Genomic DNA, 11,908 nt, shown 5'->3' with positions numbered 1-11,908 from the left:
ATGGAGGAACTTGTTTGCAATCCCATCAGACATAGACTTAATGCACTTCTGATCGGGCTAAGAAACGGTGTTATTTTAGGCTCAACTGAGGCTGCCTTGAACGCTTTAGAGTTAATAAAGAATGCCTCAGGCGAGTGCAGCAAGGAGTTCAGGGATTTCCTCAGGGAATGCATTCCATTGATAATTGCCTCAAGACCCTCGTCGCAGGTCCTAGAGAATCTAATCCGCATGTATCTCGAGAAGTTCCTAACCGTGGCAAGTGAGGGAGGGTTAAAGAGAGCTATCGACGAGACCCCAACACTGGTAGATCAACTGGTCAATAGCTTGAATCAGGTGAGAGAAGCGATTGCCGAAATAGGCTCTAAAAGAATTGAGAGCGGTGACACCATATTAACTCACTCCTACAGCACAACCGTTATGAGGACCCTTGAAAAAGCTCTTGAGAGGGGGGTTAGCTTCAACGTCTACGTAACCGAGTCAAGGCCTGTCGGCGAGGGCAAGACGACAGCCAGCATGGTAAGTAAGCTAGGAATCGACACGACGCTCATAGTGGACTCGGCCGTCAGGTACGTCATGAAGTATGTTCGTAAAGTCCTAGTCGGTGCGGACGCAATAGCTATTAACGGAGCGGTGGTGAGCAAAATTGGAACCTCGGCTGTAGCGTTGGCTGCGAAAGAAGCCAGAGCACGCCTCTTCGTCCTGGCAGGACTCTACAAGTTCTCGTTCGAGACCGTATTCGGGGAGCTGGTTGAGCAGGCTGTTCTGAGGAATCCGGAGCTAATCATACCTGAAGATAGGATCGCGGAACTTGCTGGCAGAGTTACTGTAGACACCCCGCTCTTCGACGTAACCCCGCCGGAGTACATAGATGCAATAATAACGGAGAAGGGGGTCCTAGCCCCCCAGGCGATACCCATGTTAATAATGATGACATACGGCTGGCCTCCTAAAGTCAGGTCTTTGGGGGATTTGTTGGAGGAGGTGGGCAGGTTGTGACCAGAGAGTACGAGTTGTCTAAATATGTGGTGGAGGTTCGTGAGGGTATAAGAACGATGGCCGTAAGGGGAGCCGGTAGGATAGCTAAGTACGCGGCAAGCGCGCTGAAGGACGCAGCAGAATGCTTTAAAGGGTCGGATGTGAACGAATTCCTTCGTTACATGGAGTACGTAGGTTCCTATTTAAGGAGTGCCAGGCCAACCGCGGTCTCACTGCCCAACGCTGTGTCGTACGTGATGAGCAGGCTTAGAAGAGGTCGCCCTACATCCATTGAGGAAGGTAAGGAGATAGTTATATCGGCTGCTGAGGAATTCATCAGATACGCGAATGAAGCCGTTAAGATAATAAGCGACTTAGGCGCCAAAAGAATCGAGAACGGCGACACTATAATGACGCACTGCCACAGCACTGTAGCCACGTCACTAATAGCCACTGCCCATAAAATGGGGAGGGTCAGTAGGGTCTACGTTAAGGAGACGCGACCTGCCCTTCAAGGACTCATCACCGCTAAGATCCTGGCGGATGAGGGTCTTGACGTGATACTGATACCCGACTCCGGAGTAAGGTACTACATGAAGAGAGTGGATAAGGTGGTGGTCGGTGCCGATACCGTGGTTGCGAACGGGGCGGTAGTTAATAAGATAGGGACTTCATTAGTAGCGCTAGCAGCCAAGGAAGCTAGGGTCAGGTTCTACGTCGCCACAGAAACATTTAAATTCAGCCCCTACACGTTGTTAGGCGAGCTAGTGCCTATAGAGGTCAGGGACCCAAGGGAGATAGTCGATGAAGCTTGGCTAAACGATAATAAGAATGTTAGGGTGCTTAACCCCGTCTTCGACGTAACCCCGCCGGAGTACATAGATGCAATAATAACGGAGAAGGGGGTAATGCCTCCTCAAGCTGCACTGTTGATACTGGTTGAAGAATACGGGGCCGAGTTAAGGGAGGTAGGTGTAAGTCCTTCAATATTGGGGGAAGAGGAATCCAGTGAGTAACAGTAAACCGGGGACGCCCTCTTCCTAAAGCAGGATTGCCTTTATACCCAGTTTCGAAGCTACGTAATCTGCGAAGACCCTGCCCTGCGAACTTCTCGCGCTGTTTACTATTAACACCTTCGGTTTAGAGTTTTCAACATACTCAACAAGACCTCTGAAGTCCGAGTGGTCGCTGAACGCTACTAAGAAGTTGGTGTCATCTATCCTTCTATACGGACGTGTGAACTCCCAGCCACTGAGCATTACGTGGCTTGCCTTAGCATTGCCTTTAAGTTTTGAGTAACTGGTTGAGTGGGTCAAATACACGTACCAACCGTCTTTAAGTACCTCACCCCCCTCTCGCGAGTCTATGTGGAAATAATCACCAAACCGCATCCCATGCCTTTCCGCAGTCCTAGTTAGTGTGTACTGTTTGTGATTGAGTATGAAGGGCGCTATAACCCCACGTTCACGCAACACCTGCATCACCTCCTGGACCTTACCGTAGTATGCATACACATGCACAGGACCCCTGCTGAGCAGCTCATTAACTAAATCCGCCAGCACGGTCTCTATGAAGTCATCGAACTCTCTAACATAGGAGGGATGTCCGTAGACTGCATCCATGATCAGTATGTCGGGCTGAAGGACCTCGGTTCCCCAACCTACTTTCTTGAAGTCACTAGTATATCCTATGGTAATCCCATCCTCGTGCTCTACCAGGACCTGTGCTGTCCCAGGTATGTGGACAGCTTTCTTGAGCGTGATCCTAAGCTTGCCTAACCTATACCTCTGCCCGTAGTCAAGCGGATTGTGAAGTGTGGGATCCGCAAAGCTGTTCATAATTGAAATCCATTCGAGGGTAAGCGGCGTTCCTATGAGCCTCTGCCTGCGACGTAGCGAATCCGATAACCTCACGGTATGGTCGCTGTGTATATGCGTCACGACCCTCTCACAAGAGCTCTCATGACCGTCAATCACTAAAGACCCGTCAATCACTATACCTCCGTGATTGTTTATCCTCAGCATCGACTCTGCAACTGCGATGTCGACATTCAACCGCCTAAACCCCGCCTAAAAACTAATACTGAATACAAAGATAAAAACGGAATCATTATAAGGTACGCCTGGTCAAGGTGGGGTGCAGATTCACTAGTCCGATAGAACTGTAGTGCCTGAAACGCCCTTGACTACATCATAACCCTTATAGAGGTGACCTATGGCAGCCCTTCTTCCACCCCTCCTCACAAACCTGAGCACAGCCAACACCTTAGGTCCCATGGATCCAGGAGCGAAGTGACCCTCACCGTAATACTTCTCTAACTCAGAAACCGTGACCATGTCCAGCTTCCTTTGGTTAGGCTTGCCGAAGTTCAAATAGATTCCATCAACGTCTGTTAGGATTACGAAGGCGCCGACACCCAAAGCCGTGGCGAGGACCTCACCGGCTAGATCTTTATCAATCACCGCCTCAACACCCTGCATAGTTCCGTCAGCATTCCTTACAACAGGTATTCCACCACCACCTGAAGCCACCACTATCCACCCCTCATCCACCAGCTTCTTGATTGCACTGACCTCCACGTTATTGTAGGGATCCGGTGACGGGACCACCCTCCTATAACCTCCTCTAGGGTCAGGCTTGAAGACCCACCCTTTCTCAATAGCCAGCCTCCTGGCCTCCTCCTCAGTGTACCAGCTACCGACGTACTTAGTTGGATTGCTCCAAGCTGGATCGTCTCTTCTCACCTCAACTTGGTTGATTATCGAGATTACCCCTTTAACCGAGTCCTTAATCCCCTCCTTATTGAGGAGGTTGTTTATAGACTGAGTCAACAGATAGCCCAACCAACCCTGCGACATCGCTCCGGCTATGTCCATGGTTAAAGGAGGTATCTCGTCTTTAGATCTCTCCATCCACTCCATTATAATACCTACTTGAGGGCCATTGCCGTGAGTGACGACTACTCTATAGCCCTCCTTAACTATCCTTACCACAGTCTCAGCCGCTCTATAGGCGTTCTTCCAGTAATCCTCGGGAGTTCCTTTGTCACCTTTAGACTGGAAGGCATTACCGCCGAGCGCTATCAACACGTACTTCTCACTCCTGAATGACGCGTGCATCACTGCGACACCAGCCTATGGTGGGTTCTACTAAATATTTTTGCCGTCATAATTAAATATTTTTTACAATCGAAAAGCCCTACTTCTCGAGGGTCGGCAACAGCACGAAAGGAACTACTTAAGTCTCCTCTTAAGTCTAGAGTAGGTTGTACTCAGAGTCTCAGGCATTACCTTAGTCCCTGAGACTACTGGCATGAAATTGGTGTCCCCCAGCCACCGAGGTACTACATGTACGTGTACGTGTGATTCAATTCCAGCGCCGGCAACCCTCCCCATATTGACCCCTATGTTATACCCCTGAGGGCTGTATTCCCTGTCGATGGCTTCAACGATCTTAGAGAACACGCTGAACATATCCAACACCTCATCCTGAGTCAGGAGTTCGAGCCTCGCTACATGCCTCACCGGCGCGATCATCACGTGAGCGGTGTTGTACGGAAACAGGTTAAGCATTGCCAAGCTATGGTTAGACCTTAGAATGACGTAGTTATCCTCGTCGTTTCCGCCCACCGCCTTACAGAATATGCATTCCTCCGAGAAGGCTTTAGTTATGTAACTCATTCTCCAAGGAGCCCAGAGTATCTTCAAGCCCGACAGCCCTCACCCATCTAACTAAATAACCTTAGACTTAGAGGGATTATAAGACCGGGTTAGGGGGGTTCCACCGTCCTCAACTGGCTTGGAGCGTCCCTGCATCCAGGGGGCTGCAGGTCGCTGAGCAACGCATACCTTATAAACCCCGCACGAAGCCAAGGATAGCCTCGTACGGCGTTATTAGCGCTGCTACGTATCCAAGTAAATAGAGGACTATCTGCGGTAATCCTGGCGTGACCCAGATGATCTGGTCCGGATTTAGAAGACCCCTCTCCACGAGTTCCCTGAGGTTACTCTTAAGCCTCTCTTCATGAGCGTCGTCCATTGTGAAGGTTTTACGGCACTCGAATAAGGTGATGTCAGACTCCGAGGGTATGGTTAGGAGGTAAGTGAATCTAGAATTCAGGAAGTCACGGATCCTCATAGGCTTTCCGAGAATCAGCAATGACAGCTTGCCCCCCTTAACGCATCTTAGGCTCTTGTAGTTGTTCAGCCTTTTCAGACCCTGTATGAGATTTGCTAACATAAGCAGTACCGGAATTGCTAGGGAGTAGATAAGGGTCAGGTAGGTCACTGGCTTAGGGTATACGGTGGGGTATGCTAGAGTCACGAGTAGCAGGGCTAGGAAGTCAGCGCCCCCCATCATGTCAAGCACGGCCAAAACCAGAACTAAGACTGCAGGGATCGATGCTAACATAAGTTCTAGGGGTCTATAGTTTCCGGACAGGAAGTTAATCGACACCGCAATAACGGTCGCCGGAACCCACACATACTCTTTGACTTCCCTATACCTAAGATCAGATATAGAGGCATATGAGAGCGTGATCAATGTTGAGAGAGCGAGAACTAACTCCTCGAAATTCAACCTGGCTATTCCTCAGCGTCCCTAATGCCTTCCTCAGCAATTATGAAGACTGCTTCGCCCTCAGGTAGATGCGGTGCGTCGACCACCCTCGCAATTCTTTTGTTACCTCTGCCCTTCCTTAACTGCACTCTGACGCCCGGCGCATGCGCCAGCACGTGACCTCCGACAGCCTGCGTTGGGTCACCATAGTAGAGATCAGGTCTCGCCATAACCTGGTTCGTGACAACTACGGCGATGTCAAATGCCTCCGCTATTCTCGCCAGATCATGCAGGTGTTTGTTGAGCTTCTGCTGCCTTACAGCAAGGGACTCTCTGCCAGTATACTCGGCTCTGAAGTGACTGATTACAGAGTCTATCACGAGCAACCTTATGTTTTCGTTGGGCAGTAACTCGTTAGCCGCCTCCTCAACCAGCGATATCTGATGATCACTGTTTATGGCCCTAGCCCATATGATATTCCTCATGGCCGTTTCTGGATCCAACCCCACACCCCTCGCCATGGACTCCACCCTCTCCCATCTGAAGGTGCCTTCCGTATCTATGTACAGCGCCTTCCCGCTTAACCCGCCTCTATCCTCAGGCAGCTGAACGTTAATCGACAGTTGATGGCATATGTTCGTCTTGCCAGTTCCGTACTCGCCGAAGAGTTCCGTAATGCTTTTAGTCTCAACGCCACCGCCGAGAAGGGAGTCTAAACTCCTAGAGCCGGTCGTTATCCTACCTATCTTGGCCCGCTCTATCCTCAAGTCAAGAGCTGTCTTAAACTTAAGGCCTAGCAAATCCCTAGCCCTAAGAACTATCCTCTGAGCGGTCGGGAGGGGTATGCCAGCAATGCTGGCGAGCTCCGCCGAATTTGCAGCAGCTATGGATTCAAGTGTTTTGTACCCAGACTCAATAAGCTTGGAAAGCACCGTCGGCGTTAACTCCAGATCCTCTAAGGAGGCTATTTTCCTGTTAGGCGATTTAGATTCTTCCAAGATACTCACCCAAATTCATAAGCTATTAAGTACCTATTAAATTGCTTGGATTCAACGTGGTTAAGAACTGAGGGACAAGCCTTTATTTCGTTTGGCGTTAGCCCTTCGCCGCCATCCCCAAACCTGAAATAACTCCGAGGGGACAGTCTAAAACCGATATTATTTAAGAACCCCGTATTACTTGGGGAGGGAAGTGAGAACGTTAATTATTCATGCAGAGGAATTCAGCACGAGGATCACTGAAAAAGCTCTCAGAGAGGCTGAGGAGCCCCCAGAGCTCAACGCTCTAGCGCTCAAGAACGCCTTAGTTGCCTTCATGAGCGTTGAGGAAGGCGATGAGAGTGCTGTGGATGAATTGGTGGTGAGGTTCACGAATGACCTCAAAAGCCTCGCGGCTAGTTTAAGACCTTCTGCAGTAGTCCTATATCCCTACGCACACCTCTCCAAAAACTTGGCTAAACCCGGGGAGGCGCTGAGGGTTCTGAAGGCTCTGGAGGCAAGGACGCGTGAAGTCCTCGAGGGAATTCCCGTATATAGGACACCCTTCGGCTGGTACAAACAGTTCACGATTGCATGCTATGGTCACCCGCTCTCAGAGCTTTCGAGGGAGTACAGACCGGAGGAGCTCTCAGGCGCAACAATCCCGGCCGCCAGGTGCTTTATCTTAGATAAAGAAGGCAACCTTCACATGGTAGACTCGGGTCAGACATACGTTAGCGGTCTCGATTTGATGTTCTTCAGACATGCATGCATAACCAAGGAGGTCAGCAGAGAATGGAGGATGGAGGAGAGGGTTAGGGAACTTCTAAGCAAGTTCTCCTTCAGGCTGATAAAGGATGGTGCGAAAACCCTTATGTATAGGGTTGGGCCAGGCGTCGACGTCGATGACACTTTAATAGGGTTGAGCAGGTCCATCGTCACAGAGCTTGCGAGGGAGTACAATATACGTGGAGCAAGAGTCATCATCGACAACTATATAGCAACGACGTGTGAAAGCGATTGCATCAACGCCAAGCATGCTGCCCTGGCCGACGAGTTAGGGATGACCGGTGGACCCCTACCGTATTACATTTACGAAGTAGCTACGGTGCATAAGACCTTCAAGGCCGACGACTTTAGAAGCTCGCTGAGCGTCCTAAGAAAGCCTCATTTGACGATATTCGCAAGGGATAAGGAGGAAGGCATTAAACTTGTCACGCGCCTGGTCGAGCACCTGCTAGGCAGGCTTGAATCGCTGGAGCTGAGGGACAGCCTGGTGCCGGTCATGGTGATGACCATCAAGAGTTTCGAAGAAGGCGTGTGGAGACCAATTAGCAAGCTGCTAAGCAATTCATTCGATGAGGTAGTGTTGATCGTCAGGGAATGCGATGAGGATGAGTTACGCTGTGGTCTGGCTGTAGAGTTACACTACGTTGACTCAGGAGGCGTGCCCACATTGGTGAGCAGAACATCGATGGGCAGTAGAACGAACAATGCGCTAGAACCCTCCAAGCAGATGCTGATCATCTCGTCGGAACTACTCGGCCCATCTGAGGTCCTCATATACGCGTTAGTGGACAGGGCGCACAAACTGGAAGCCTCAGGTAAGACCCCCTACCTACCACCACTTATAATGCCGGTACAAGTTAGGATAATACCCGTTGACAGCAATACCGTGGCCTACGCAAACAGCGTGGCCGAGATGCTAGCGAATGCAGGCGTGCGTGTAGAGGTCGACAGCAGAGAATTAGGGCTTGGGAGGAGGGTTCGTGAAGCTGGTGTGGAATGGATACCCTACATAGTGGTAGTAGGTGAGAGGGAAAAGGAAACAAACACCGTCAACGTTAGGGTGCGTCACCTCGGCATCCAGAAGTCACTAAGCATTGAAGAATTCGTGAATCTGCTCAAACACCAGCAGATCCCCACGTCGTGAAGGTCACGCCCCCAGGCATGTGAGTTCCCCTCATACACTTCCTCGCCAGCATTGGGTTGACCTCCTCCCAATCCTTGAGGGGCGGGGAGCTCGCCCCCCTACTAGATCTCCACGAGCTCTAGGATGTCGTGGTAAGTGTTCTTACCACATACCCTGCAATAGTGATATAACTGGTTAAACTCGCTGAGATCATGGCTCACATTAAGTATCCACTCCGTATTGCACTCCCTGCACTTTAGCTTCCAGGGACTCAAGAACCATACCACCAAAGTAGTTGTGGGGAAGCATTTAAAAGCTCTAGTGAGTATTTGATTAATGATGAGCGGAGGTGGGCCCGTAGCTCAGCTAGGCAGAGCGGCGGGCTCCAGTCCTCTACGGGTCTGAAGACCGAAAAGGGATGATAGGGAAAACCTGGTGAGAGACCCGTAGGTCGGGGGTTCAAGTCCCCCCGGGCCCACCACATAAGAGAGAACGGGCTCCTAACCTCGACGAAAATTAGCCGTAACCCTCCCCACTCTCAGGGAGTCCAGATACCCTAGAAACTTAGGGCGCAGGGGGTTCGACGGCTTTCAGAACCCTTCTTTTCTCCAGTACTCAGTTAATCTTTTACGTTTTAACTCACGGGCTCTCCTGTTTAGGTATTTGTAAACCGTGGAGTGCTCCCTCCCCTGGACAATCATCTCGACAGCCTCTCTAGCCAGGTAAGCGCCCTCATAATCCCCTATGATAGCTACTACATCATCGTACACGCTTATATCGCTTCCCGTCAGTTGCTCTATGTTTGCCCTAACCCTGCCCTCCTCGCCTATGATCCTCGCCTTGACCCTGTATAGGTGGTTCGGTGCATCCCCGACCACCTCTTTAAGATTAATCAACACTAGGATAGTGTCCTCTTCGAGGAGTCTCCATGCCTTCTCAGGATTGAATCCTGAATCAACAGCTTTGATGAAGTCCGAGGCCCTCAGCAACATGTCGGCGGGGGTCCTCGGGGTTGCGGCCTCTATGACGACGTTGCTGTTCACGCTATCGACAGTTATTACGGTCTGAGTTTTATTCTCCAACTCCTTCAGAGACTTGCCCTCCTCACCTATGAGGACGCCGAGCCTCTCGGGTCTGACTCTTAGATAGATTCTTGCCAAGCTATGTGTCGATCTACTTGAGTCACCCAATTTGAATCACCTGTGGTTGATGGGATGAGGGTCTCTTCGCGGTGTGTAAGGTTTGGTTACCTCGTATTGTCCATCACCTTAATCCTAAGTAAACAAGAGGACTTAAAACTCCACGAATTGATCTCTCACATCGCTTGACATGCTTGTCACATACTTCAATATGCTCTCCTGCGGGGGTACCTCAATACCGGCCTCCTTTTCAAAGAACCTTACTATGTTGCTTACATCCCTTCTGAGCAACTCCATGGCGTTGGGATGGGTTACATGCACTGCCTGACTAACGTCTATTATGTAGTGCTTGCTGTTCCAAACCATTATGTTATACTCGCTTAAGTCGCTGTGTATGAGCCTCGCCCTGACGTACGCCTTGCGAAGGTCCTCAACTATAGAGTTGAACATTCTCTCATACTCATCACGGGTTAGGACCGCCTCCTTCAGCAACGGAGCCCTGACCCCGCCCTCACCTATAAACTCCATGACCAACACATTCTCATGTTGATCTATAGGTTCAGGAACTGAGACGCCTGCCCTGTATAGATCCACGTAATTATTGAACTCCTTCCTAGCCCACAGAGTAACTAGCTTTCTTGTGGATTTAGGGACATTCTTGTCGAACCTGTAATCACCAACTATGTATTTGATCATGCCCCTCCTGAACTCAGCGGAGGATGTTAGATAGATCTTGATGGCGAGATCACTCCCTCTAGAATTCGTCCCCCAGTAGACTCTGGATTCCTTGCCAGCGCTGACCACGCCCTTAAGGGCAGATATGGTGCCTCTCCTCATCAACTTAAGGACTGCCTGAACAGTCGCTCTGTCAAAGACCTCCTCCACAGTCTCGAAGAGATCCTCATCTATTAACTTACGTTCCTTATCTCTAAACCTGAGGGTAGCATCAACGACCGAGTCCTCAGACCCCCTGTCCGATATCAGAGTTCACCAGCGCTCTCAATCAGTGAGGGTTCTAGAAAACCTCCTTCAATGAGCTTTTTCCTCTCATCCCGGCTGTATTTGTACAGCACATCACCTCTGCTCTCATCGAACTCCCACTTCCCCACTAGAACAACGTCCTTCACATTTATCCATACCTTGTGCCTGAGTTTACCAGGTATTCTTAGCTTACGTTCCTTCCCATCCATGCATACGGCTTTCATGTAGTTTCCGCCCATAGGTTCGGTAACTACGCAAACTACAGTTCCCTCCTCAGGGTTGGGGTAAGGGGTCTCGGAGACCTCCCCAATTTTCTTCTTTCCCAATACATCACCTAATATTTGAGGTACTTAACGTCTTTATAAGTTAAGGCCAACACCGCGTCCCCAACCTTGAGAGGCTTCGTGATGACCGACCTGACTAAATCGCCGTCCTCACACTCTGCTACAGCCTCGTTGCCGTGTATATCGGCTATAAAGCACTTAGTAACTGAATAATCGGCTGTGTCCAGGACTCTGAAACCCTCCTTAATGAGGGATCTAAGGCTCAAGTTCATCACCCTACCCTCACGCAATGCATGAACCACTACCTTATCCCTCCTTACTTCAAGGACCTCCACCAAAGAGCCCCTCAGATCTATTAAATCCCCAGCTGAGAAAAGCGGTATTCTCAAAACTATCGACACCTTACTGTACCTCCTGCCTTTAACAACACCGTGGAGTTTCCAAGACTCCGTCACGTAACCGCCGAGGAGGTTCTGCAGATATGTTGCAGCATGCCTGGCGACGGAGACGTTGCTGAACTTCACATCAACGCCCTCGTGAAGTTCCTCGTAGTCAGTTACGCTCTCGCTGATGCTTCTACTCTCCCCCAATATCCTAGCGATTCTCCTAACTAAATCACGTGGCGGGTCTCCTGTGAATCGTATCTGAAGGACTGCCTCATAGTTCCTGACCTTACTGTTTAGACATCTCGGGCACAGCCTTCCGACGACCTCGTACGTGGTAGCGAGCTTCTGCTCCACAAGCCGTCCTTTAAGCGAGGCTCTGATGAGCAGCTCGGCATGGCCTCCGTAAATCCCTAAAACATCAATATCTATTCCTGAAAGATTCGGGTTTACGACGTCCTTCTTAAGGACCGCCTCCCTCAGGTAGTATTGTAGGGCCTCCGTAACCCCTCCGTGAAACGGGGTCCAGGAACCCTTAATGTAGAGTGACCCGCAGACAGTGCATCTCACTAAAGTCACTTTACTTGGGAGTCTGACTAAGTGCCTCTCTCTAAGAAAGCAGTCTAGGCAGAGACCCTCCACCAACGGCCCGTCAGGGGTCTCTGATCTTCCGCATCTCAAGCAGAACCTTCTTGATGTA

At 50.3% G+C, this 11,908-nt stretch carries 13 protein-coding genes and 1 tRNA gene; 4 read left to right on the top strand and 10 right to left on the bottom strand.

The genetic code is table 11. The annotated features are described in order from the left end of the window. Window positions 1-996 (top strand): hypothetical protein, encoded by a 996-nt coding sequence (locus tag QW772_01950; protein MEM0037677.1) that lies wholly within the window; start codon window positions 1-3, stop codon window positions 994-996. Beyond that, window positions 993-1,991 (top strand): ribose 1,5-bisphosphate isomerase, encoded by a 999-nt coding sequence (locus tag QW772_01945; GenBank protein ID MEM0037676.1) that lies wholly within the window; start codon window positions 993-995, stop codon window positions 1,989-1,991. The genes QW772_01950 and QW772_01945 overlap by 4 nt, the downstream gene beginning before the upstream one ends. A gap of 24 nt (window positions 1,992-2,015) precedes the next feature. On the opposite strand, the gene QW772_01940 is transcribed toward QW772_01945, so the two are convergent. The 5 genes from QW772_01940 to radA form a co-directional block, all read right to left on the bottom strand. Continuing rightward, entirely contained in the window at window positions 2,016-3,029 is a 1,014-nt protein-coding gene (locus QW772_01940; protein MEM0037675.1) for an MBL fold metallo-hydrolase, read from the bottom strand. A gap of 93 nt (window positions 3,030-3,122) precedes the next feature. Beyond that, window positions 3,123-4,094: a carbamate kinase gene (gene arcC / locus QW772_01935; protein ID MEM0037674.1), complete on the bottom strand. Its 972-nt coding sequence runs from the start codon at window positions 4,092-4,094 to the stop codon at window positions 3,123-3,125. A gap of 114 nt (window positions 4,095-4,208) precedes the next feature. Continuing rightward, window positions 4,209-4,682: an HIT domain-containing protein gene (locus tag QW772_01930; GenBank protein MEM0037673.1), complete on the bottom strand. Its 474-nt coding sequence runs from the start codon at window positions 4,680-4,682 to the stop codon at window positions 4,209-4,211. 142 nt (window positions 4,683-4,824) lie between these two features. Beyond that, window positions 4,825-5,553, bottom strand: a complete 729-nt coding sequence (locus QW772_01925) for an A24 family peptidase C-terminal domain-containing protein (protein ID MEM0037672.1) — start codon at window positions 5,551-5,553, stop codon at window positions 4,825-4,827. A gap of 5 nt (window positions 5,554-5,558) precedes the next feature. Then, a complete protein-coding gene (radA, locus tag QW772_01920; protein ID MEM0037671.1) occupies window positions 5,559-6,530 on the bottom strand; it encodes a DNA repair and recombination protein RadA in 972 nt (323 codons plus the stop codon). Window positions 6,531-6,723: 193 nt separating this feature from the next. Here radA and QW772_01915 point away from each other — a divergent pair, with 193 nt between their 5' ends. Beyond that, on the top strand, window positions 6,724-8,442 hold the full coding sequence (locus tag QW772_01915) for a threonyl-tRNA synthetase editing domain-containing protein (GenBank protein ID MEM0037670.1): 1,719 nt from the start codon (window positions 6,724-6,726) through the stop codon (window positions 8,440-8,442). A 101-nt stretch (window positions 8,443-8,543) separates the two neighbouring features. On the opposite strand, the gene QW772_01910 is transcribed toward QW772_01915, so the two are convergent. Beyond that, entirely contained in the window at window positions 8,544-8,708 is a 165-nt protein-coding gene (locus QW772_01910; protein ID MEM0037669.1) for a hypothetical protein, read from the bottom strand. A gap of 64 nt (window positions 8,709-8,772) precedes the next feature. Here QW772_01910 and QW772_01905 point away from each other — a divergent pair. Then, window positions 8,773-8,902: transfer RNA gene (locus QW772_01905), tRNA-Trp, on the top strand. Between the two features lie 109 nt (window positions 8,903-9,011). On the opposite strand, the gene QW772_01900 is transcribed toward QW772_01905, so the two are convergent. The 4 genes from QW772_01900 to QW772_01885 form a co-directional block, all read right to left on the bottom strand. Continuing rightward, window positions 9,012-9,611 (bottom strand): KH domain-containing protein, encoded by a 600-nt coding sequence (locus tag QW772_01900; GenBank protein ID MEM0037668.1) that lies wholly within the window; start codon window positions 9,609-9,611, stop codon window positions 9,012-9,014. A gap of 102 nt (window positions 9,612-9,713) precedes the next feature. Next, complete coding sequence (locus tag QW772_01895; GenBank protein MEM0037667.1) at window positions 9,714-10,445, bottom strand: serine protein kinase RIO; 732 nt, start codon at window positions 10,443-10,445, stop codon at window positions 9,714-9,716. 95 nt (window positions 10,446-10,540) lie between these two features. Next, window positions 10,541-10,867, bottom strand: coding sequence for a translation initiation factor aIF-1A (locus tag QW772_01890; protein ID MEM0037666.1), 327 nt, complete (start codon window positions 10,865-10,867; stop codon window positions 10,541-10,543). Window positions 10,868-10,875: 8 nt separating this feature from the next. Next, window positions 10,876-11,889 carry an NMD3-related protein gene (locus QW772_01885; GenBank protein ID MEM0037665.1) on the bottom strand — a complete coding sequence of 338 codons (1,014 nt, stop codon included), beginning with the start codon at window positions 11,887-11,889 and terminating at the stop codon, window positions 10,876-10,878. Between the last annotated feature and the right edge of the window lie 19 nt (window positions 11,890-11,908).

Source organism: Zestosphaera sp. (assembly GCA_038727705.1).
In the GTDB taxonomy this organism is placed as follows: Archaea; Thermoproteota; Thermoprotei_A; order Sulfolobales; family NBVN01; genus Zestomicrobium.
The sequence above is the reverse complement of the archived record's forward strand: the minus strand, read 5'-3'. Positions and strand labels throughout refer to the sequence as shown.

Excerpts from the sequence above, each read along its gene's own strand:
- QW772_01950 (MEM0037677.1), top strand. The coding sequence starts at position 1 with ATGGAGGAACTTGTTTGCAATCCCATCAGACATAGACTTAATGCACTT.
- arcC (MEM0037674.1), bottom strand. The coding sequence starts at position 4,094 with ATGCACGCGTCATTCAGGAGTGAGAAGTACGTGTTGATAGCGCTCGGC.